Source organism: Burkholderia aenigmatica, assembly GCF_048627025.1.
GTDB lineage: Bacteria > Pseudomonadota > Gammaproteobacteria > Burkholderiales > Burkholderiaceae > Burkholderia > Burkholderia aenigmatica.
In genome coordinates, this window is the sequence record NZ_CP184469.1 from 128,787 (window position 1) to 153,050 (window position 24,264).

12 protein-coding genes are annotated in these 24,264 nt (G+C 64.8%); 5 read left to right on the plus strand and 7 right to left on the minus strand.

Annotated elements, in window-relative coordinates; genetic code table 11:
* Positions 1 to 77: 77 nt before the first annotated feature.
* A complete protein-coding gene (locus ACN8ZM_RS17620; RefSeq protein ID WP_043180709.1) occupies positions 78 to 281 on the plus strand; it encodes a hypothetical protein in 204 nt (67 codons plus the stop codon).
* Positions 282 to 323: 42 nt separating this feature from the next.
* The gene (locus ACN8ZM_RS17625) at positions 324 to 2,438 is read left to right on the plus strand and encodes a phosphocholine-specific phospholipase C (RefSeq protein WP_420211885.1); all 2,115 of its coding nucleotides are present in this window, start codon (positions 324 to 326) and stop codon (positions 2,436 to 2,438) included.
* A gap of 172 nt (positions 2,439 to 2,610) precedes the next feature.
* Here ACN8ZM_RS17625 and ACN8ZM_RS17630 read toward each other — a convergent pair whose 3' ends face one another.
* Entirely contained in the window at positions 2,611 to 3,309 is a 699-nt protein-coding gene (locus tag ACN8ZM_RS17630; protein WP_420211886.1) for a hypothetical protein, read from the minus strand.
* A 110-nt stretch (positions 3,310 to 3,419) separates the two neighbouring features.
* On the minus strand, positions 3,420 to 4,742 hold the full coding sequence (locus ACN8ZM_RS17635; protein ID WP_420211887.1) for a galactosyl transferase GMA12/MNN10 domain protein: 1,323 nt from the start codon (positions 4,740 to 4,742) through the stop codon (positions 3,420 to 3,422).
* A 434-nt stretch (positions 4,743 to 5,176) separates the two neighbouring features.
* Here ACN8ZM_RS17635 and ACN8ZM_RS17640 point away from each other — a divergent pair, with 434 nt between their 5' ends.
* From ACN8ZM_RS17640 to ACN8ZM_RS17650, 3 genes are all read left to right on the plus strand, one after another.
* Positions 5,177 to 6,322, plus strand: a complete 1,146-nt coding sequence (locus tag ACN8ZM_RS17640; RefSeq protein WP_089451911.1) for a DUF2827 domain-containing protein — start codon at positions 5,177 to 5,179, stop codon at positions 6,320 to 6,322.
* A 786-nt stretch (positions 6,323 to 7,108) separates the two neighbouring features.
* Positions 7,109 to 7,912, plus strand: coding sequence for an EAL domain-containing protein (locus ACN8ZM_RS17645; protein ID WP_043181439.1), 804 nt, complete (start codon positions 7,109 to 7,111; stop codon positions 7,910 to 7,912).
* A 92-nt stretch (positions 7,913 to 8,004) separates the two neighbouring features.
* A complete protein-coding gene (locus tag ACN8ZM_RS17650; protein WP_420211888.1) occupies positions 8,005 to 8,421 on the plus strand; it encodes a hypothetical protein in 417 nt (138 codons plus the stop codon).
* Positions 8,422 to 8,757: 336 nt separating this feature from the next.
* Here the strand turns inward: ACN8ZM_RS17650 and ACN8ZM_RS17655 are convergent, their stop codons facing one another.
* From ACN8ZM_RS17655 to ACN8ZM_RS17675, 5 genes are all read right to left on the minus strand, one after another.
* Positions 8,758 to 9,894: a DUF2827 family protein gene (locus tag ACN8ZM_RS17655; RefSeq protein WP_089451913.1), complete on the minus strand. Its 1,137-nt coding sequence runs from the start codon at positions 9,892 to 9,894 to the stop codon at positions 8,758 to 8,760.
* 171 nt (positions 9,895 to 10,065) lie between these two features.
* The gene (locus ACN8ZM_RS17660) at positions 10,066 to 11,220 is read right to left on the minus strand and encodes a DUF2827 domain-containing protein (RefSeq protein WP_420211889.1); all 1,155 of its coding nucleotides are present in this window, start codon (positions 11,218 to 11,220) and stop codon (positions 10,066 to 10,068) included.
* A gap of 14 nt (positions 11,221 to 11,234) precedes the next feature.
* Entirely contained in the window at positions 11,235 to 12,380 is a 1,146-nt protein-coding gene (locus ACN8ZM_RS17665; protein WP_043180693.1) for a DUF2827 domain-containing protein, read from the minus strand.
* A 404-nt stretch (positions 12,381 to 12,784) separates the two neighbouring features.
* Positions 12,785 to 13,447, minus strand: coding sequence for an OmpA family protein (locus tag ACN8ZM_RS17670; protein WP_420211890.1), 663 nt, complete (start codon positions 13,445 to 13,447; stop codon positions 12,785 to 12,787).
* 124 nt (positions 13,448 to 13,571) lie between these two features.
* A complete protein-coding gene (locus tag ACN8ZM_RS17675; protein ID WP_420212634.1) occupies positions 13,572 to 23,669 on the minus strand; it encodes an ESPR-type extended signal peptide-containing protein in 10,098 nt (3,365 codons plus the stop codon).
* Between the last annotated feature and the right edge of the window lie 595 nt (positions 23,670 to 24,264).

The window sequence follows — 24,264 nt, forward strand, 5'->3', positions numbered from 1 at the left end:
TAATTAGCATCTCGCCGTCGATATGACCGGTGCGCAGCCGCGCCTGTGTCACGTCATCACATCTACGGAGAGACGTTATGCGAAACTCGGCCCTGCGGCCTTTCGCGGTCGTTGGTCTGATCGCGCTGACAGCACTCCTCGGTGCCTGCAACGACGACGTGACGGCACCCGCCGCCCCCGTCGCGCAGCAGAAGGCCGCCTGCGGCGGCGGCGTGGTCGCCACCGCGCAGATGCACTGCCCGCCCGGATTCACCGCACCTGCTTCCTCGCCCGCTTCCTGATCCCGGCCGTTTCCACCAGAAATCCAATCAAGAGCAACCAGCATGGCCACCCATTCGCGACGCGATTTTCTGAAGTTCTCCGCCGGCCTCGCCGGTGCGACCGCCGCCACCGCACTGCTGCCCGAATCGATCCGCAAGGCGCTGGCGATCGAGCCGAACACGGTGACGGGCACGATCCAGGATGTCCAGCACATCGTCGTGTTCATGCAGGAAAACCGCTCGTTCGACCACTACCTCGGTCACCTGAGCGGCGTGCGCGGCTACAACGACCGCTTCCCGGTCACGCTGCCGAACGGCAAGCCAGTGTGGTTCCAGCCGCGTCAGGAAGACAAGACGAGCGTGATCGCACCGTTCCGCTACGACACGACCAACCCGGGCGTCAACGCGCAGTGCATCGGCGGCCTGCCGCATACGTGGGCGACGACGCACGGTGCGATCGACAACGGTCGCGCGGATCAATGGGCGGTGCAGAAGTCGAACATGACGATGGGCTACCACGTCCGCGACGACATCCCGTTCCACTACGCGCTCGCGGATGCGTTCACGGTGTGCGACAACTACTTCTGCTCGATCCCGGGCAACACGCACCCGAACCGCATGTACCTGATGACGGGCATGGTCGACCCGCTCGGCACGGGCGGCGGCCCGCTGCTCGACAACACCGACTACATCGACAACCAGTTCGACAAGATCCAGTTGCCGCCCTTCAGCTGGACGACGTATCCGGAGCGCCTCGAGAAAGCGGGCATCTCGTGGCAGGTCTACCAGCAGGGCACCGGGTTCGACAACTTCACCGGCAACTACGGCACGAACATGCTCGCGTGCTTCAACAATTTCGTGAATGCGCCGGCCGGCTCGTCGCTGCAGACGCGCGGCATGAGCACGCGCCCGATCACGCAGTTGAAGGCCGACGTGCAGGCGAACGCGCTGCCGCAGGTATCGTGGCTGCTGCCGCCCGCCGCGTATTCGGAGCATCCGAAGTTCACGCCGCTCTACGGCGCGTACTACCTGTCGACGATTCTCGATGCGCTGACGTCAAATCCGGACGTATGGAGCAAGACCGTCCTGCTCGTCATGTACGACGAGAACGACGGCTTCTTCGATCACGTCGTGCCGCCGTCGGCACCGACGCTGCCGGGCTCCGGCATGAGCACCGTGGATGTGTCGCTCGAGCGGCACAACGTCGTGACCTCGACGCAGACGGGCACGTACACGGCCGACAACCTGCCGTACGGCCTCGGCCCGCGCGTACCGATGTTCGTGGTGTCGCCGTGGTCGAAGGGCGGCTTCGTCTGCTCGCAGGTTTTCGATCACACGTCGGTGCTGCAATTCATCGAGAAGCGCTTCGGCGTGATGGAAACGAACATCTCGCCGTGGCGTCGCGCGATCTGCGGCGACCTGACGTCGGCGCTCGACTTCTCGAAATCGGATGCCACGCTGCCGACCCTGCCGAACACGCAGGCGTATGTCGCGCAGGCGGACCTGCAGTGCTCGCGCGCGTCGTCGCAGACCGCGCCGGCCAGCACCGCGCAGCAGGTCGTGACGGCGCAGGAGCCCGGTACGCGGCCGGCGCGCGCGCTGCCGTACGAACTGCATGTGACCGGCCAGCTCCAGTCGCAGGGCTACGCGCTGACGTTCGCGAACACCGGCACGCAGGGCGCGCACTTCTGGGTCTACACGGGCGACCCGACCGCGATGCCGCGCCGCTATACGGTCGAAGCGGGCAAGCAGCTGACCGATACGTGGGCGCTCGACGCGAACGGCAACTACCTGGTGAGCGTGTGGGGGCCGAACGGCTATTTCCGGCGCTTCGCGGGATCGGCCGCCGCGGATGCCGGCGCAAAGCCTGAAATCACGCCGTGCTACGACACCGCCAACGGCGACGTGTACGTGACGATCGCCAACGCGGGCACCGGCACGCTCACGGTCACGGCGACCGATGTCGCGTACGGCGGCGCAGCGCGCACGCTGACGGTGCCGGCCGGGCAGCGCGTCGAAGCGCACTGGGACCTGTCGTGCAGCAGCCACTGGTACGACCTGCAGTTCGTGGTGGCGGGGAACGCGGGCTGGACGCGCCGCATCGCGGGGCACGTCGAAACCGGCAAGGCCAGCGTCACCGACCCGGCCGCGGTCGCGCCGACGATTGCGGCGATCTGACTGCCCCTTCGCGCGTGCCGGCCGCTTGCCGGCACGCGAGGCGGGCATGAAGGCGCCCAGCGTCTGACGCCCCGAGCGTTTCGTCAATCGTGAAAAAGGCGCCGTGAGGCGCCTTTTTCATTCATCGGGCAAGCAAGACGCACTGATCCCGGACTGAATCACCGTCGCGCGATCAAATCGGGCGAAATATTGCATATTGGTCGCCATCGAGTTTTTCCATGTACCGGTAGTCATGGAGCGTCAGGTTGACTGGCTGGAGGAATTTTTCATTGGCGGCCTCCTGTTCGTTGTTGGCGCGCGTATTGAACAGGTTCGACGCGTTTGCGGCGTTCACCAGGGAATCGAGACCCTTCGCGTTCCAGTCGAGGTGCCCTCTGAGCAAGTAGAAGTGCATGATCCCGCATTGCTGATGCGCCCAGAAATCGTGCCACATGAACGAATCGGGCCGCCACACGGAGTTGTGGCTCTCGAAATACGAGGCCCCGCTCATCGGCATGCACTCGGGGGTCGAGATGAGGATGTATCGCGATCGATAGTTCAGAAACTCCAGTAAATCGCGACCGTGCGAGTGACGCATGTGTTCGATGACATCGCCCAGGATGACCGTATCGTACGAGTCGCCGGATCGTTCATAAAGCGTGTCGCTGACGCCGGAGATGATGTCGTCGTAGCCGTTCTCGATCAGGAACGGATGCGTCTCCTCATCGCATTCCAGCGCCGTGAAGTGACAATCCGGCACGACCTTTTTGAGCAAGCGCCCGTATTTCCCGCCACCGGCCCCGATGTCCAGAATCTTGCTCGGGTTGATTGACTTGACCAGATGCTGAGTGAGCTGATCGAAGGTCGGCCATGAATATCCGATCTGTTCCAAGCTGATCTCCCGTTAAGGCTGGTTTGAGAAATGAATCGCAGTCGTGTAACGGATCGCACAGCCGGACGGAACCCACGTCCAGTCGGCGTTCGCCGCGCCGGTCGAGGGCGCTAGCGCAGCAGCCCGTCGTCATGCGCCATCATCAGCGCCCGCATCGCGGACCACATCCCGTAGTAATGCACGATATAGCTGTCCGGGCGGCGAAACAGCCAGGGCGTGTTGACGCGGACGAGATCGGCCACACCTTCGCCTTCCAATTGCCCGTCGCGCTCCATCGCGCGAATGAATTGCACCTGGTCGCCGTCGCTCGCATAGACGCTCGACCGGTCGTGCAGCGCGGCGATCGTCGTCATCATGTCGCGCAGCATCGCATCGTTGCGCGCGGTGCGCCGGAACGCCATCACCCCCGAGTTGAACGCCCACTGGCCGATGTCGTGCGCGAGCAGCCAGTCGCGCCCTTCGAGCAGCGGCTCCAGCGCTTGCTGCTGATCCGCGATCAGCACGTCGGCGTCGAGCCACACGACCCATTCGTGGTGCTGCAGGTACGCATGCAGCAGCCACGGCTTGAACCAGTTGCCGGTCGCGTTCAGGCCGATTTCGGCGGGAATGTCGCGATGCACGTAGAGCGTGTAGCCGTGTGCGTCGCAGTAGCGCCGGACATTCCGTTCGGCGATGCGTGCATAGCTGCCGATGTTCGGCGTGTAGAGCATCATCAACGCGATCGGGCGGCCCGGATTGAAGGTGCTGCGCTCGGCGGCTTCGTCGGGCGTGTCGGCGGTGTCGTGATCGAACGAGAACAGCGGCCGGCCGGCGGCGCGGCATCGATTGACGTACGCCACGAGCGTGTCGCGGAACCGGGCCGTCGTGCCTTTCCGTTCGGGATCGTGCGGCGTGTCGTCGATGCTGATCGCGAACGTCGGTTCGCGGCTCCACATCGGATCGAGGTCGGGGCTGGTCGGCATGACCGGATACAGCCCGTCGATCGGCGTCATGTAGCGATGCGTGTCGAGCTCCGCGAACAACGCGGCTTCCGAGGTCAGCCGCGGCTCGCCGCCGAGCCTGCAGCGCTGCACGAGCCGCATCACGATCGCCCGAACGGCCGCCGTATTGCGCCAGATCTGCACGTCGACCTGCGGCAGCGGGGACGCGAACGCGTCGACGAACAGCATGTCGCGGCCGCTCATCAGGCGATCGAGCGCGACGGGTTCGATGATCGCCGCGTCTTCGCTGAGCAGCAGCACGAGTTCGTCGGGCTGCGCGCCGCGCAGCACATGGAGCAGCGATTCGTAACGATAGAGCGGGCGCAACGGCAGCGCCTGCGGCATCGCGGACGCATCGACGAACGCGTGGCGATAGCCGTGCGCGTGCGCGTACTGCCGGTGATTCTCGAGGCTGGCGGGTGCGTCGTGACTGAAATGGCTGAGGACGATCATCGCGCGCTCCGAAGGCCGCGCAGCGGATGACGGCAGGCGCCGGGCGCGGTGAGGTTCCGCGCGGCATCGCGGCCCGGCACGCATGCCTGCGCGTGCCGCCCCTGTTCATGATGGATTGCCCGGAAGACTTGCGCGGCGTCGCGTTCCATTCTGTCAGCCATTGTTTCAGCAGCGTTGCTGCAAGGTCGTTTTCTGCCGCCCGGGATGCCGATACCGCCGGGCAACCCGGTAGCGCGGCCGGTCGCCGGAGTATCGCACAACCGTCTCGCGGATTTGCGTGCGCCGGCCGCGCGCTGACCATCCCTGACAGTATGCGGCCGGCGCTCCGCTAGAATGCCGGGTTGCCGCCGGCGTGCGCTGCTTGACGCGGGCGGCGTTTCGCGCGCTACACTGCGTCCATTCCATCCCCATCCAACCTTTCCATCCCGCCGACGATGACGTCCCCTGTCCTGAACGGCCTGCGCATCGGTATCACGATCGGACTGCGTGCCCCTGACGAAAGCCTGTGGATCAACGGCATCAAGCAGAACGCGCTGTTTCTCGCGAAGCTGCTGATGGCATCGCCGCACGGTTACCGCGTGACGCTGGTCAACACCACCGACGTGCCGCTCACCGATGCGCTGCCGTGGGATCGCAGCGTGTACGACACGCGCGCGTTCGCCGACATGAAGGATGCGCTCGACGTGGTGATCGAGCTCGGCGGGCAGATCGACGGCGAGCAGACGGCCTACCTGAAGTCGCGCGGTGCGAAGCTCGTCAGCTACTGCTGCGGCGTCGAGTACATCAACGCGATGGAATCGATGCTGTTCGGCCGCCGGCTGTGGGATTCGCTGTTCATCAACCGCGGTTATGACGAGGTGTGGGCGATTCCGCAGATCGCGCCGTCGTCGCTGCCGTTCCTGCAGTCGCTGCGCCGCTGCCCGGGGCGCGTCGTGCCGTTCGTGTGGGATCCGATGTTCCTGAGCGCGCGCGCGCAGTCGCTGCCCGAGCGCGGCGAATACCGGCCGCGGCGCAGCGAGCCGGGCAAGCGGCTGACGGTGATGGAGCCGAACCACAACGTCGTGAAGTTCTGCGTGTATCCGATGCTGATCATCGACGAAGCGTATCGCCGCGATCCCGACGCGATCTGCTTCACGCACGTGACGAACGCCGACCGCCTCGCGCACGACAGCCCCGAGTTCGTGATGCTGATGAACTACCTGGACATCGTGCGCGCGGGCAAGGCGAGCTTCGTCGGGCGCTTCGATACGCCGCTGTTCCTGGCCGACCTGACCGATATCGTCGTGTCGCATCAGTGGTCGAACCCGCTCAACTATTTCTATTTCGACGTGTGCTGGCAGGGTTATCCGCTCGTACACAACGCGAGCCTCGCGCCCGATCTCGGCTACTACTATCCGGACAACGACGTGCAGCAGGGCGCCGATGCGCTGCTGCGCGCGCTGCATACGCACGATGACGACTGGGAAGCGTACACGCGGCGCCAACGCGAGATCCTCGGCCGCTATACGTCGGCGAATCCGGCACTCGTCGCCGAATACGACGCGCTACTCGCGAACCTGATCGGCGCATCGGCCGCATAAGGCCCGATTTTTCGCGCGGCGCACACTGTTGCGCCGCGGCCCGCTATCGGGATTGTCCCGCCCTAATGTCTGACGAAATAATGCCGTTAAAAAAGAAACCGCCGAACCCGATCGGTTCGACGGTTTTTGAAGGCACGAATTTGACGGCTCCGAGGGAAGTCCGTCAGAAATCATTTTAGAGGTTAACAAGTCTTTAAGATTGTTAAAAATGTTTCGATCGATAATCATCATATGATTTAAATTGATATTATTGATTCATGGCGGATCGATTCAGTTTAGAAATTTAATAATCCGTTTGAAACGAGAAAATTGAATGCTGTGATGATCGAATGACGTGCGGCGGCCGATTTTCGGCGCTGGGCAGGCCGTGCGGCTGGCCGTCACGTTGGGCTTGGCAGCGCGCGAGAGCGGTGCATCCCGGGTCGGTATTTATCGGATTAATTGGAAATTTCCTGATTTGCAAGGCATGCAAATCGCGGGAGAATCGATTCGGGCAAGGTTGTTTAGATCGGGCAAATAAACGGCATCGGGATCGGGGTTCGGTAATTCGCGTTAGTGTGATCTGTCGCACAGTCGGGATCCCGCGGGCATGGTGTATTTCCAGTAACTGAATATCGTTGAAAATATCGAATTTGACGGCGCGCCGAAGCGAAAAGTACGCTCCCGGAAAAGATCGACATAACAGGATGGGCCGGGTAGGCGGCGGAGCGCGTCATGATCGGCTTGCTTCGCATGTTTCTTGAGGTCGAGCCGCTCGCGGCGGCTCGCCATTTGCCGGAGCGCCGGATGAATGCGGTCGAAGCTCGCCTGGTGGCGAATCGGGAAGCGAATCGTGACGAAATCGATCTCGTCTTCGGCGCTCCCGACGATCATCCCGACCTCGCGTCGGTACGCAGTTTCGTGGAAAGCCGGCTCGGGTTCGCGCGAGAGCCCGTATGCCGGGCCGACCTGTCGGGTGGTGTGCTGTATCAGGAATGCCTGGCGCGATTGCGGTGGGGCGAGCGCGAGGCGCTGCCGCCGATCGCGTTCCTGCCGCGCCTCGAGGCGCTCGGGCTGATGCGGTGGTTCGACCGGCTGGTGGTCGGCCGGACGATCGATGCGCTGCGCGCCGATCCGGCTGCCGTCTACGGTTGCAATGTGGCGGCGGCGAGCGCGGTCGTCGACGACGCGTGGCTGGCCATCTTCAGGCGGCTCGAGCGCGAGCCGTCGGTCGCGGCGCGGCTGGTGGTCGAGATCACGGAGACGGGGCCGCTGAATCCCGTCGCGGGTCGTTCGTTCGTGAACCGCTTCCGGCAGGCCGGGTGCCGTATTGCGATCGACGATTTCGGCGTCGGTTTCAGTGCATTGAACAACCTGGTGGTCGGCAATCCCGACATCGTGAAGCTCGACCGGTCGATCCTGTCGATGATCAAGCGCAACGCGATCGGGCGTTACCAGTTCCGTAGGCTGATCGCGTTCGCGCATGAAGGCGCGCGGCACGTCGTCGTCGAAGGCGTGGAGAGCGAGATCGACCGGCAGATCATCGTGGATGCCGGCGTCGCCTGGGCGCAGGGCATCCGGTTTTCGTGGCGGTCGCCTGCCGCGGCGTGACGGCGCGGGAACGGGCGGGGTGGCGTGCATGATGCATGCCGGTGTCGAGATGGCCGGCGTGTCGCCGGGACGAATCGCAAAGGGGCGTGGGCATGGCGGGGACGAAGGCCGGAGGCGGAACGGGCACGCAGGCGGCCGGTGCGCGCGACCTCGTCGCGATCGCCGAGCTGGCCGACATGCTGTGGCAACTGGGCGCCGAAGCGACCGATGTGCCGATCGACGTCGCGCCGTATCTCGACGGCCTGAAGGTCATTGCGCGTCGCATTCAGCGCATGAAGCCGCTCGACGCCGGTGGTCGTGAGCTGGCGGCGCGGCACTATTACGCGGGTGTCATCGCAGGCGCGTGCGGTGAAGAGTCGGCGATCGCGCGTGGCGTAGCCGACAGCGTCGTCAAGCAATCCGGCGGCGCCAGCCGGCCGGCGGCACATTGCTTCGCCGTGCTCGCGCGGACGGGGCGGCGGCACGGCCGTGTGTTCGCCGCGCAGAGCGGCGATCGGGTGCTGGTCTAGCGCCTGTTCACGCCGGTCACGGGCGCTGGCACGGCGCGATGGGCGCGGCCCGCGTCGGCATCTTCCTCGCATGGCGGCCCGGACTTCCGGCCAATCGATCGATCCTTCCTGAATCTGCCGAGCACGCACGCCATTGCGTGGTCGGCTGCGTCGTCGCGCTGTCGATCACCTGCAGGATCGCGTCGAGTTCGCGCTGGGTGAGGAGGCGGCCGGTCGTGATCAGCGCCTCGGCCGGACATCCACGGTGCCGGTTGATGACGAACGACTGTGGATCGACTCGATCGCGACGAAATCGCGGACGGCCTGATGCGTGGTCGGCTGCGCGGACAACAGCGGTCAGCCGAGCGCGCGGCCGGCGAACAGCCGCTGGATCTGCTCGGAATACGCGCGGACGTTGTGCTCGGCGAGCGTGTCGACCTGGTGCAGGCAACGGCGGGCCGCCGCCGCGTAGTCGTCGAGCCGCGCGTCATGGGTCTGCGCGGCGGTCGCGATCGCACGCGCCGCATCGAAGATCTCGAAATCCGGATAGTAGTAGCCGACGTCGCGCAGGAACGGCGAGTTGTGCACGAGCGGGTAGTTGCCGTACAGCGCGTCGTACAGCAGGTAGTTGAGGCCGTTTTCCCAATGATGGGACACGACGATGTCCGTGTGATGCGCGGCCCACGCGACGAACGGCGCACGCACGTCGGCGGTTGCCTTGCCGTCGCGCACCATTTCGAGCCCGAGCGCGAGATGCTTGAAGGCGACGTTTTCCTTCTTGTCGAACGTGTTGGTCATGTACACGTGTTCGACGAGCTCCGGGTGCTCGACGTAGCACGCGTTCGCGGCGAGCATCGGCACGATCGAACTCTTCACGACGTTCAGGTTCGGCTCGAAGAACGCGATGCGTTTCGCGGTGCCGTGGTTGCGATAGCCGAAGCGCGCTTTCAGTTCAGGATCGGCGTCGAGGCTGCGCTCGATGAAATACGGCGACCAGATATGCGGCAGCTCGATCACCGGCGCGCGATAGACGGCCTGGAAGTAGGCCGCGCACGTATGCATGTGCTGCGGGTTGGTCCAGATCTCGTCGAACTGCACGCGGTGCGGGTTCGGCCGCCAGTCGTTCTTCTCGAAGTTGATCGTCTCGACCGCGATCACGTAGTCGTTGCCGAAGCGGTACGACACGCACTTGCCGCCGCGCTGGCGCACGACATCGGTGTGGGTCGGATCGATGAACGCATTCATCTCGATCAGCAGGTCGGTCTGATGGACGACGGCCGACAGCGGCCGCAGCGCGTCGCCGAACGCGTCCATCATCAGCGCCTGCGGATACTCGGTGATGCCGTTGTCGTGCGTGAGCCAGACCTCGCCGATCAGCGGCGACTGCTTCAGCAGCATGTACAGGTACACGCAGTGCTGGTTCGCACCGTTGTACCAGATCGACTGCGTCGCATCGCGCTGCACGTTCATCGTTATCGCGACATTGAGTTTCATCAGTTGCTCCGTGGTGCGGACGATGCGCGGATGACGACGTGTCGGCCGGCGTGCCGATGGATTGCGCATGCGCGCCGATCGCGATCGGCGCGACGGCGCAGCCGATCAGCCATGTCGCGCGAGCGAGGGGCAGGCGTGCGGTTGTGTCGGCGTCCGCAAAGGGCGGCTGCGTCAGGCGTCGCGATAGAGGGTGGCGATCGCATCCGTATAAGCGGCGACGTTCTCGGGGTTGTAGATGCTGACCGAGCTGAGCACGTGCTTCGATTGCTCGCGGTACGCTTCGAGGTTCGCGTCGTGTTCGGCGAACGCCTGCAGCAGCGCGCGGCCGCCGGCCTGGCAGTCGAAGTCCGGATAGAAATACCCGGCCTTGCCGAGGAACGGCGAGTTGTGGACCAGCGGGTAGTCGCCGTACAGCAGCTCGTAGTACAGGTAGTTCTGCGCGTTTTCCCACGTGTGCGACACCACCGCATCGCCGTACGCGGCCATGAATTCGTACACCGCGTAGCGGCTCTCGAACGTCGTGATCCCGTGGTTCACGATGTCGAGACTCTTCGCGAAGTGAACGAACGTCGCATGTTCCTTCAGGTGCAGCGTGTTGCACACGCGCACGAACTCGAGGAAATCAGGCTTGGCGCGATACGCTTCCTCGGTCACGAGCATCGGGATGATGCTGGTCTTCACCATGCAGATGTTCGGCTCGAACATCGTCACGCGCCAGCGCGGCTTGCCGGGCTCATAGCCGAACGACAGCCCGGCGCCGAGCGTCGCGCGCGCCTTGTCGAACAGCATCGGATGCCAGATGTGCGGGACGATCGTGACGGGCGCGCGCAGGCCCGTCTGGTAATAGTGCAGGCACGAGCGCTCGAACTCGGGAATCGTCCACACCGCATCGTATGGCGCGCCCGAGAACAGGAAGCCCGACGGCTTGTCGAACATCGCGCGTTCGATGTCGATCACGTAGTCGTTGCCGACCCGCATCGTGACGACCTTGCCGCCGCGCTCGCGGAACGCGCGCAGGTAGTCCGCGCCGAACTGCGCGCTCATTTCGATCAGCACGTCGCAGCGCTGCAGCGCTTCGTCCATCGACAGCAGCGGCACGTCCCATTCGCCGAGCATCATCTGCGGATCGGCGATCTGTTCGCCGCCGTTCACCATCACCGCTTCCGCGACGAGCGGCGACTGGCGCAGCAGCAGGATCAGCAGCAGGCAGTTCTGGAAGATGCCGTTTTCCCACAGCGACTGGCCGGCGCCGCGCACGAACAGCGACACGCCGACGACGAGACGCTTGCCCTCGCCGGGCGCTTGACGGGCATTGGAGTCCGACATGCGTATTCTCCGGTTCAGGCGACCAGACGCGAGACGAACGCGTCGAGGTTCGCGGGGTTGTCGATCGAGACCGACTGCAGCAGCCGGCCGGCCTTCGCACGGTAGTCGTCGAGGCGTTCGTCGTGATGCAGCCACGCATCGAGCAGCGCACGGCCGCCCGCGGCGGCATCGAAGTCCGGGTAGTAATAGCCGGCGTCGCCGATCAGCGTCGAGTTGTGGATCAGCGGATAGCCGCCGTACAGCACGTCGTAATACAGATAGTTCTGCCCGTTTTCCCAGTGGTGCGACACGACCGCATCCGCGTGGCGCGCCATGAAGCCCGGCAGGTCGAGGCGCGGCTCGAAGGTGGCCTTGTGCTGGCGCACGAGATCGAGGCTGTTCGCGAAGTGCACGAAGGTCGGATGCTCCTTCATGTGCAACGCGTTCACGACGAACATGTGCTGAACCGCGTCCGGACGCGCGCGGTAGAACTCATCGCACGCAAGCATCGGGTAGTGACAGGACTTCGCGACCGAGATGTTCGGTTCGAGCATGGCCAGTTGCCACGGGCGGCGGCCCGGCCGATAGCCGAACGTCGCGCCTTCCGCGGCGAGCGCGGCGACGCGGCGCTCGAGGAAGTACGGCGACCAGATGTGCGGCATCAGGTGGACCGGCGCGCGCAGGATGGTCTGCAGCATCGGCGCGGCGGTCTTGTCGTATTGCGGCAGCAGCCATACTTCGTCGAATGGCGCGCCGTTGAAGACGTGTCCCGACGGTTTGCCGAAGATCGGGGTTTCGCACAGGCCGGCGTACACGTGCCCGCAGAAGAACGCGGCGATTTTCTTGCCGAGCGCCTTCATGTGCCTGAGCCATTCGACCGGCAGCTGCGCGCCCATTTCGATCACGACGTCGAGTTCGTGCGTGACGTCGGTGGGCTTGACGAGCGGGATGTCGAGGCCGTCGAGTTCGAGGCCGGCCGGCAGTGCGTTGGCGTCGCCGCCGTTCAGGAAGTAGACGGGGCCGACGCGATCCGAGCGCTTGAGCATCATCGCGAGGAACGCGATGTTCTGGTGTATGCCGTTTTCCCAGATCGCCTGGCCGTCGCGCGCAAACAGCGAGATGCCGACGGCCGGCCGTTGCTTGCGAGTGCCGCCCGAGGCGGCTTCATTGATGTCCGTCACCGGTTGGTTTCCTCTGCGGCGTCGTGCGTCCGGGCGTGGCGTCGAGCGCCGGGCCGGGAAGCGGCGCGCCGTGGATTGTCATGATTGGATTCGCGCCGGTGCGCCGCAGCAGGCGAATCGTGTGACGTGGATCGCGGGGGCGGCAGCCGGATTCCGGCGTGTCGTCGGGCACGCCTGGCACGGCGCGCGATTCGGGCAGGCTGCCCCGGCGACTGTCTGCGGCGATTGTGGCATGGAAACCGCCGGTTTGTGGAGGGACATGACGAACTTTGACATAGCCGCCGGCCCACGGGAACGGGGCGCCGGCGAAGCGGCGCCCGGGTGGTCCGGTGGCGGTCGGGTGCCGGTCCGGCGCGGTGCTGGCGGCTTGCCGGAGCGGGGCGCCGCGCGCGGCGGCGCTACGCTCAGTGCTGCAGGCGGATTTCGACGCGGCGGTTGCTGGCGCGGCCTTCCGGCGTCGCGTTGGACGCCACCGGATCGGCCTTGCCGCGGCCCGAGACCGTCAGCGAGTCGGTCTTCAGGCCGTGCGCCTTCAGGTATGCCGCGACGGATTCGGCGCGGCGCTTCGACAGCGCGAGGTTGTAGTCGTCGCTGCCCACCGAATCCGTAAAGCCGGTGACGCTCACCTGCGAGTACGTGTGGTCTGCGCGCTCGCTCAGCAAACGGTCGAGCGATTCGCGCGCGGTCGGGGCGAGCGTCGCGTGGTCGGTCGCGAACAGCGCGTCGCCCGACAGGTTCACCTGTTCGACGACGGCAGCCGCCGGCGTGGCGGCCGACGCCGTTTCGGCCGGCGCGGCGCCGCACTGGAACACGAGCGTCGCGGGATCGGATTTGTCGCGCAGCGCGCGGGCCGAGTCGAGGGCGCGCACGGGTTCTTCGCCGCAAATCTTGCGGGCGGCCTTCATGCAGGTCTGCGGGCCCGACAGCAGGCCGTGGCAGTCCACCTGGAAGGTGCGCACGCCGTCGCGCGGCTGCAGTTCGGAGGCGCTGAAGGTCGGGCCGGATGCGGTCGAGCACGCGGCGAGGGCCGTTGCGGAAAGCGCGAGCGCAAGAGCGAGTTTGTTCACGGTTACATCCTCAATGCTTGGGTTGACTGAAGCCCGCCACGGCTTGCGCGGCGGGCTCGTCTGGCCGTCGGGGCCGCCGCGGGCCGTCCGGCTGGCGAGCCGGGCGGCCTGGCGGCGCGACGCGTTACTTCCACTGGTACAGCATGCCGGCGCCGATCACCTTCTGACCGCCGCTGAAGCCGCCGTTGATCGACGCCTTCAGGTTCTCCGTGATACGGGCCTGCATGTTGACCGCCATCGCCTTCTGGCCGAGGAAGGTCGACGTACCCACGCCCATCCCGAAGTTGGCGTCGCGATCGAGCTGCGGGATCGACGCCATCGCGCCGACGGCCGCGATACCCTGCTTCGCCATCTGGTCGGTCTGCTGCAGTTGCGAACCCAGCGAGTTGATCTGCGCCTGCTGGCCCGACAGTGCCGTCGACAGTGTCGTCTGCACCTGCGTCAGCTGGTTCACGTTCACCGCGTCGGTGCCTTGCGTACCCGGCGCGACGTTCGTGATCTGGCGCTGCTGCTGGTCGCTGCCGACCGACACCACGTTCGAGCGGCCGCCGTCGTTGGAGCCCGCACCGATCGCCACCGAGTTCGAACCTGCGGTGACGACCGGAAGGTCGTTGCCCTTGCCGTTCATGTCGGCGGCGACACCGTTGTTGTTGTTGGAACGGATCGTGTTGTTGTTGACCGTCGTCGACAGCTGGTTCAGCGTGTTGTTGATGTCACTCACGCCGGTCGACAGCGACGCCACGTTGCTGTTCGTCGTGCTCAGGCCGGTGGACAGCGAGCCGATGCCGGTCGACGTCGACGTCGACAGCGAGTTGACGTTGCTGTTCGTCGCGCTCAGGCCCGTCGACAGCGAGTTGATCGCGGTCGAGGTCGACGTGGACAGCGACGCCACGTTGCTGTTCGTCGCGCTCAGACCGGTGGACAGCGAGTTGATGCCGGTCGACAGCGACGCGACGTTCGACGCGGTCGAGGTCGACAGGGCATTCACCGCGTTGTTCGTCGCGTTGAGCTGGCTGCCGTTGATCGCGTCCGTGCTGCTGGCCGAGATCCGGCCGGCGGCGACGCCGGTGATCTGGCGTTCCTGGTCCTGTCCACCGATGTTCAACACGCCAACCGGCGAGGTGCCCGCGAAGAAGTACGTGACACCGCCGATCGTGGCGCTCGACGTCGGGTTCGGGGCACTCGTGACCGAGTTCGCGCCGAGTGCGATCGAGTTGGCGACGTTGGCCTGTGCGTTCGTGCCGAAGGCGAGCGCATCAGCGGCCGTGGCCTTGGCAGCCGAGCCGTAGGCTTGTGCGCCGGCGGCGCTTGCCGTGGCATTGTTGCCCAGCGCGATCGTGTTGTCCGCGGTGGCCTGGTTCGAGCTGCCGAGTGCGAGCGCGCTGGCGCCGTTGGCCGTGTTCGCGTTGCCGAGTGCCACTGCGCCGTCGCCGGTCGCCGTGTCGTTCGCGCCCATCGCCACCGCGCCGGTACCCGTTGCGATGCTCGGGTCGCCGATCGCGACCGCGCCGTCGCCGCTTGCCGTGTTGCCGGAGCCGATCGACACGGCCTTGCCGCCCGTTGCCGATGCGTTCTGGCCGATCGCGACCGCGCCTGCCGACTGCGCGTTCGAGCCGTCGCCGACCGCGACGCTGCTGTTGCCTGCTGCGCTGGCGTTCACGCCGGCTGCGATGGCGTTGATGCCCGTCGCGCCCTTGTTGTCGTAGTTGCCTTGCTGCACGCCGTTGTCGTTGACGCTGTAGTAGTGCGTCTTCGCGTCATTGATCGCGGTCGAGGTCGAGGTCGACAACGACGACACCGAGCTGTTGGTGCTGCTCAGGCCGGTGGACAGCGAGCCGATGCCGGTCGAAGTCGACGTCGACAGCGACAGGATCGTGCTGTTCGTGCTGCTCAGGCCGGTGGACAACGAGTTGATGCCGGTCGAGGTCGAGGTCGACAGCGAGCCGATCGAGCTGTTCGCCGACGAGAGGCCCGTCGAGGTCGAGGTCGACAGCGAACCGATCGAGCTGTTGGCCGAGGACAGGCCCGTCGAGGTCGACGTGGACAGCGACGACACCGAGCTGTTCGTGCTGCTCAGGCCAGTGGACAGCGAGTTGATGCCGGTCGAGGTCGAGGTCGAGAGCGAGCCGATCGAGCTGTTCGCCGAGGACAGGCCCGTCGAGGTCGACGTGGAGAGCGACGACACCGAGCTGTTCGTGCTGCTCAAGCCAGTGGACAGCGAGTTGATGCCGGTCGAGGTCGAGGTCGAGAGCGAACCGATTGAGCTGTTCGCCGACGAGAGGCCGGTCGAGGTCGAGGTCGACAGCGAGCCGATCGAGCTGTTGGCCGACGAGAGACCGGTCGAGGTCGAAGTCGAGAGCGAACCGATGGAGCTGTTCGCCGACGAGAGGCCGGTCGACGTGGACGTCGACAGCGAACCGATCGAGCTGTTTGCCGACGACAGACCGGTCGACGTCGACGTCGACAGCGAGCCGATGGAGCTGTTAGCCGACGAGAGACCCGTGGAGGTCGACGTCGACAGCGAACCAATCGAGCTGTTGGCCGACGACAGACCGGTCGACGTCGAGGTCGACAGCGACCCGATCGAGCTATTCGCCGACGAGAGACCCGTGGAGGTCGAGGTCGACAGCGAACCAATCGAGCTGTTGGCCGACGACAGACCCGTGGAGGTCGAGGTCGACAGCGAGCCGATCGAGCTGTTCGCCGACGACAGACCCGTCGAGGTCGAGGTCGACAGCGAGCCGATCGAGCTATTGGCCGACGACAGACCCGTCGACGTGGACGTCGACAGCGAACCGATCGAGCTATTGGCCGACGACAGGCCGGTCGACGTCGAGGTCGAGAGCGAACCGATCGAGCTGTTAGCCGACGAGAGGCCGGTCGAGGTCGAGGTCGAGAGCGAACCGATCGAGCTGTTAGCCGAGGAGAGGCCGGTCGACGTCGAGGTCGACAGCGAGCCAATCGAGCTGTTAGCCGACGACAGGCCGGTCGACGTGGAGGTCGACAACGAACCGATCGAGCTGTTAGCCGACGAGAGGCCGGTCGAGGTCGAGGTCGACAGCGAACCAATCGAGCTGTTGGCCGACGAGAGGCCGGTCGAGGTCGAGGTCGACAGCGAACCAATCGAGCTGTTAGCCGACGAGAGACCCGTGGAGGTCGAGGTCGACAGCGAACCGATCGAGCTATTGGCCGACGAGAGACCCGTGGAGGTCGAGGTCGACAGCGAGCCGATCGAGCTATTGGCCGACGAGAGCCCCGTCGAGGTCGAGGTCGACAGCGAGCCGATCGAGCTATTGGCCGACGACAGACCCGTCGACGTGGACGTCGACAGCGAACCGATCGAGCTGTTGGCCGACGACAGACCCGTCGACGTGGAAGTCGACAGCGAACCGATCGAGCTGTTGGCCGACGACAGGCCCGTCGACGTGGAAGTCGAGAGCGAACCGATCGAGCTATTGGCCGACGAGAGACCCGTCGAGGTCGAGGTCGACAACGAGCCGATCGAGCTATTGGCCGACGAGAGACCCGTCGAGGTCGAGGTCGACAGCGAACCAATCGAGCTGTTGGCCGACGACAGGCCCGTCGACGTGGAAGTCGACAGCGAGTCGATCGAGCTGTTAGCCGACGAGAGACCCGTGGAGGTCGACGTCGACAGCGAACCGATCGAGCTATTCGCCGACGAGAGACCCGTGGAGGTCGACGTCGACAGCGAACCGATCGAGCTATTGGCCGACGACAGACCCGTGGAGGTCGAGGTCGACAGCGAACCGATCGAGCTATTGGCCGACGACAGACCCGTCGACGTGGATGTCGACAGCGAACCAATCGAGCTGTTAGCCGACGACAGGCCGGTCGACGTGGAGGTCGAGAGCGAGCCGATCGAGCTGTTAGCCGACGACAGGCCGGTCGACGTGGACGTCGACAGCGAACCAATCGAGCTGTTGGCCGACGACAGGCCGGTCGACGTCGAAGTCGACAGCGAGCCAATCGAGCTGTTAGCCGACGACAGACCCGTCGAGGTCGAGGTCGAGAGCGAGTCAATCGAGCTGTTAGCCGACGACAGACCCGTCGACGTGGAAGTCGACAGCGAACCGATCGAGCTATTGGCGGACGAGAGGCCGGTCGACGTGGAAGTCGAGAGCGAACCGATCGAGCTGTTTGCCGACGACAGGCCGGTCGACGTCGAGGTCGAGAGCGAGCCAATCGAGCTGTTGGCCGACGAGAGGCCGGTCGACGTCGAGGTCGACAGCGAGCCGATCGAGCTGTTAGCGGTCGAGAGACCGGTCGACGTGGAAGTCGACAACGAACCGATCGAGCTGTTAGCCGTCGAGAGACCGGTCGACGTCGAAGTCGACAGCGAATCGATCGAGCTATTGGCCGACGACAGGCCGGTCGAGGTCGACGTGGACAATGATCCGATCGAGCTGTTGGCCGACGAGAGACCGGTCGACGTGGAGGTCGAGAGCGAACCGATCGAGCTGTTGGCCGACGACAGACCCGTCGAGGTGGAGGTCGAGAGCGAGCCGATCGAGCTATTGGCCGACGACAGGCCGGTCGACGTGGAAGTCGACAGCGAACCGATCGAGCTATTGGCCGACGAGAGGCCGGTCGACGTCGAGGTCGACAGCGAGCCGATCGAGCTGTTAGCCGACGAGAGGCCGGTCGACGTCGAGGTCGACAGCGAGCCGATCGAGCTGTTAGCGGTCGAGAGACCGGTCGACGTGGAAGTCGACAACGAACCGATCGAGCTGTTAGCCGTCGAGAGACCGGTCGACGTCGAAGTCGACAGCGAATCGATCGAGCTATTGGCCGACGACAGGCCGGTCGAGGTCGACGTGGACAACGATCCGATCGAGCTGTTGGCCGACGACAGACCCGTCGAGGTAGAAGTCGACAGCGAACCAATCGAGCTATTCGCCGACGACAGGCCGGTCGACGTGGAGGTCGAGAGCGAGCCGATCGAGCTATTCGCCGACGACAGACCCGTCGAGGTGGACGTCGACAGCGAACCAATCGAGCTGTTGGCCGACGACAGACCCGTCGAGGTGGACGTCGACAGCGAACCAATCGAGCTGTTCGCCGAGGAGAGACCGGTCGAGGTCGACGTCGAGAGCGAACCAATCGAGCTGTTGGCCGACGACAGGCCGGTCGACGTGGAGGTCGAGAGCGAACCAATCGAGCTGTTGGCCGACGACAGACCCGTCGACGTGGAAGTCGACAGCGAACCGATCGAGCTGTTCGCCGACGACAGGCCGGTCGAGGTCGAGGTCGACAGCGAACCGATCGAGCTGTTGGCCGACGACAGGCCGGTCGACGTGGAGGTCGAGAGCGAACCGATCGAGCTATTGGCCGACGACAGGCCCGTCGAGGTCGACGTGGACAACGAACCGATCGAGCTGTTGGCCGACGACAGGCCCGTCGACGTGGAGGTCGAGAGCGAACCAATCGAGCTATTGGCCGACGAGAGGCCCGTCGAGGTCGAGGTCGACAGCGAATCGATCGAGCTGTTGGCCGACGAGAGGCCCGTCGACGTGGAGGTCGAGAGCGAGCCGATCGAGCTGTTGGCCGACGACAGGCCGGTCGACGTGGAGGTCGAGAGCGAGCCGATCGAGCTATTCGCCGACGACAGGCCGGTCGAGGTGGAGGTCGACAGCGAGCCGATCGAGCTATTGGCCGACGACAGACCCGTCGAGGTGGAGGTCGAGAGCGAACCAATTGAGCTGTTAGCCGACGAGAGGCCCGTCGACGTCGAGGTCGACAGCGAGCCAATCGAGCTGTTCGCCGACGACAGGCCGGTCGACGTGGAGGTCGAGAGCGAGCCGATCGAGCTATTGGCCGACGACAGGCCGGTCGAGGTCGACGTGGACAACGAGCCGATCGAGCTATTGGCCGACGAGAGGCCCGTCGAGGTCGAGGTCGACAGCGAATCGATCGAGCTGTTGGCCGACGAGAGGCCCGTCGACGTGGAGGTCGAGAGCGAGCCGATCGAGCTGTTGGCCGACGACAGGCCGGTCGACGTGGAGGTCGAGAGCGAGCCGATCGAGCTATTCGCCGACGACAGGCCGGTCGAGGTGGAGGTCGACAGCGAGCCGATCGAGCTATTGGCCGACGACAGACCCGTCGAGGTGGAGGTCGAGAGCGAACCAATTGAGCTGTTAGCCGACGAGAGGCCCGTCGACGTCGAGGTCGACAGCGAGCCAATCGAGCTGTTCGCCGACGACAGGCCGGTCGACGTGGAGGTCGAGAGCGAGCCGATCGAGCTATTGGCCGACGACAGGCCGGTCGAGGTCGACGTGGACAACGAGCCGATCGAGCTATTGGCCGACGACAGGCCGGTCGACGTGGAAGTCGACAACGAACCGATCGAGCTGTTGGCCGACGACAGACCCGTCGAGGTGGAAGTCGACAGCGAACCAATCGAGCTGTTCGCCGACGACAGGCCGGTCGACGTGGAAGTCGACAGCGAACCAATCGAGCTGTTCGCCGACGACAGGCCGGTCGACGTGGAAGTCGACAGCGAACCGATCGAGCTATTCGCCGACGACAGGCCGGTCGACGTGGAAGTCGACAGCGAACCAATCGAGCTGTTCGCCGACGAGAGGCCGGTCGACGTCGAAGTCGACAGCGAACCAATCGAGCTGTTGGCCGACGACAGACCCGTCGACGTCGAAGTGGACAGCGACGAAATGGCGCTGGTCGCGCTACCAACCTGTGCGGCGACCGAATAGAGCTGGCTGCCGTTGACCGCGTCGGTGCTGCTCGACGTTACCTGGCCGGCGGCGACGTTGGTGATTTGCCGCTCGTTGTTGGCGCTGCCGACGCTGACTGTGCCGACCGGCGAAGTGCCTGCAAAGCCGTCGAACGTGACGCCACCAACGGTCGCGCTGCTCGTGGCAGACGCCGTGTTGGTCTGCGAGTTGGCGCCGAGCGCAACGGAATTGTTGGTGCCGGCGACGGCGCCGGTGCCGATGGCGACGGCGTCGGTGCCGGTCGCGGTGCTGTCGGCGCCGGTCGAATTCGCGTGGAAGTACTTGATGCCCTGGCTGTTGATGTTGTTGATCGCCGAGCCGACGCTGTTGGCGGTCGTCGTCGTGCCGTTCGCGTTGTAGGTCGTGTACGCCGGAGCGGAGACCGTCCCGGTCGTCGGATCGTACTTGGACCCGCCGCCGAGTGCCGATGCCGTGCTGTTGCCGAGGTTGTCCGTCTTGACCGTGACCGAGCTCAGGCCGGTCGACAGCGAACCGATCGAGCTCGTGGCCGACGACAGGCCGGTCGACGTCGACGTCGACAGCGACAGGACCGTGCTGTTGGTCGAGCTCAAGCCGGTCGACAGCGAACCGATCGAGCTGGTGGCCGACGAGAGACCGGTCGACGCGGAAGTCGACAGCGACGTGACGCCGGTGGACAGCGAAGAGATCGAGCTGTTGGCCGACGAGAGACCGGTCGACGCGGAGGTCGAGAGCGACGTGACGCCGGTGGACAGCGAACCAATCGAGCTGTTAGCCGACGACAGGCCGGTCGACGCGGAAGTCGACAGCGACGTGACGCCGGTGGACAGCGAAGAGATCGAGCTGTTGGCCGACGAGAGACCCGTCGACGTCGAGGTCGAGAGCGAGCCGATCGAGCTGTTAGCCGACGAGAGACCGGTCGACGCGGAAGTCGACAGCGACGTGACGCCAGTGGACAGCGAACCGATCGAGCTGTTAGCCGACGAGAGGCCGGTCGACGCGGAGGTCGACAGCGACGTAACGCCGGTGGACAGCGAACCGATCGAGCTGTTGGCGGACGACAGGCCAGTCGACGTAGAGGTCGACAGCGAACCAATCGAGCTGTTAGCGGACGAGAGGCCAGTCGACGCGGAGGTCGACAGCGACGTAACGCCGGTGGACAGCGAACCGATCGAGCTGTTGGCGGACGACAGGCCAGTCGACGTAGAGGTCGAGAGCGAGCCGATCGAGCTGTTCGCCGACGAGAGACCGGTCGACGCGGAGGTCGACAGCGACGTAACGCCGGTGGACAGCGAACCGATCGAGCTGTTGGCCGACGACAGACCCGTTGACGTAGAGGTCGACAGCGAACCGATCGAGCTATTGGCCGACGAGAGACCGGTCGACGCGGAAGTCGACAGCGACGTGACGCCAGTGGACAGCGAACCGATCGAGCTGTTAGCCGACGAGAGGCCGGTCGACGCGGAAGTCGACAGCGACGTGACGCCGGTGGACAGCGAACCGATCGAGCTGTTGGCCGACGAGAGGCCGGTCGACGCGGAAGTCGACAGCGACGTGACGCCGGTGGACAGCGAACCGATCGAGCTGTTAGCCGACGAGAGACCCGTCGACGCGGAAGTCGACAGCGACGTGACACCGGTGGACAGCGAGCCAATCGAGCTGTTAGCCGACGACAGACCCGTCGACGTGGAGGTCGACAACGAACCAATCGAGCTATTCGCCGACGACAGACCGGTCGACGCAGAAGTCGACAGCGACGTGATGCCGGTGGACAGCGAACCGATCGAGCTGTTGGCCGACGACAAACCGGTCGAAGCCGACGTCGACAGGCTCACGATGCTCGACGTCGTCGTGCTCGCGACCGAGTAGAGCTGGCTGCCGTTGATCGCGTCGGTGCTGGCCGAGGTGACGACACCAGCGGCAACGTTCTGGATGCGGCGCTCGTTGCCTGCCGTACCGACGCTGACGACGCCGTTGGCGCCGTTTGAGCCGGCAAAGTTGCTGAACGTCTGGCCACCGATCGTCGCGGAGCTGACCGTATCCGTACCGCCGGTCACCGGGGTCGCTGCACCACCCGTCGTCGCCGAGTTGTTGCCGAGGGCAACGGAGTTGGCCACGTTGGCCACCGACAGGTAACCCAGCGCCAGCGCGTTGCCGGCCGAAGCGGTCGACTGGTAGCCCATCGCGACTGCATTACCGTTGCCGCTTGCGGTCGCGAAAGACCCGATCGCAATATTGCCGGCTTGGGACGCCGTGGTTGTCTGGCCGATCGCAACGCTCTGGACCGCACTTGCTGTGGCGACGCCAAGCGCCACGCTGCCCCCGCCGGCAGCGTTGGCATTGACACCGATCGCGGTCGCATAGTTCGCCGTCGCGGAACTGCCGTTGCCGTAAGCGGCGGCAGGCGCCGAAGCGCCGCCCGCATACGACGAAGCGCCGACCGCGGTCGAACCCGCGTAAGTCGCCTTGGCACTGCTGCCGATACCGACCGAACCCGCACCCGTCACGCTGTTGGCACTGCCCAACGCAACCGCGCCGGTGCCGTTCGCCGAGTTGCCGTTGCCGAGCGTGACCGCACCCGTGCCGCTGGCCGAGTTGCTGGTGCCGAGCGCGACTGCGCCGTCGCCGCTGGCCGTCTGCGCGCGACCGATCGCCACGGCGCCGCCAGTCGCGGAACCGCTGTTGGCGGTCGTGCCCGACGAGCCGATGGCGACGTTCTGGCCCATCGCGCCGGAGACGACGCCGTCGCCTTGCGCGATGCCGTACGCGCCATTGACGGTTGCACCGCGACCGATCGCGATACCCGAAGTGGCGCTCGACGTGACGGACGACTGCCCGCCGATCGCGATGCCGTCCGAAGCGGCCGACTGAGCGCCCTTGGTTGCATTGCTGCCGATAGCAACCGCACCGTTACCTGAAGCGATGGTCGAGTTTGCGTACGAAAGCGGGGTCGTGCCGTTGCCGGCTGCGCCGCCGATCGCGACGGAGTTCAGTGCATTTGCGGTTGAGCCGAAACCCAGCGCAGTCGAGCCGACACCGCTCGCGGTCGTTTCGAGACCGGCGGCGGTGCCCCACATGGCGGCCGAGCTGAGGAAGCCCTGAGCGGTGCCGCCCTTGCCGGTTACCTGGGCGTAGGTGCCGTAAACCGTCGCGGCGAGGTTGTTGCCGCCGGACGCGTTACAGCCCGTCACGGTCGACCACGTGCCTGAACCGTCGGTGGGATAGGCGTTCGTATCGCCCATCGTCGTTCGACCGGCAGCGGTACTGCCGCTCGAGGACGAGCAGCTCGACACCGAGAATTGCCCGAAGCTGTTGACGGTTCCGGGTATGTAGGTTGCCGCGCTCGCGAGCGAAGGCAACGCGACCGCCAGTGTGGCGGCGATGGCGACCACAACAGCCGACTTGTTCGGCTTGCCCCGTGCCGAATCGATTTCCGATGCCGCGACCCAGGCGCCAAGAGCTTCGTTCCAGATCGAGCGGTATGTGCGGTTCATGTCCTGCTACCTCCAAATGTGCACGCCACACACCGGTCTCTTTCGTTAGAGGATTACTCCGTGCGCTCGCGCGAATCTCAAAATTGATGGGCGGAGTTTATTGGATCGGGATTTTTTAAATTGACAAAGAGTGATAAATGGAGGGTTTTGAAAGTTAAAGGATGGTCAATACATCGTGTTTTGATGCATTGCCGCTGAATGCGTTTGAAGGGTGTAAGAATGCTCGTTGTAGTGTTCTGTTGGTGCGCTTGGAATTCTATTTTTCGCATGAAAATCAATTGGTTACGTAGGTTTTGTGCGGCAGGTTACACATCCGAGGAGCTCAAACGTAAGACAAATGAAATAGCAAACGTTTGCGCATCAGGCAATCCTTTCATGAATGTAATGTTGTTGGGTGTGCGAATGGATAATATGGTTACTATCTTGTTAATTTGTTAATTCAGGATTTGAGTGTCGATTTTCTATTGATTTTGTGTGTTATCTATAAATCAATTTAATCTGGAATTTCGACTATCGGGCTGTGCTGATATGCGCATCCTGGGTGCGACGGTGGCCCGCGCGACGGGCGTTTCGGGCCGGTTGGGGCGTCGAATTT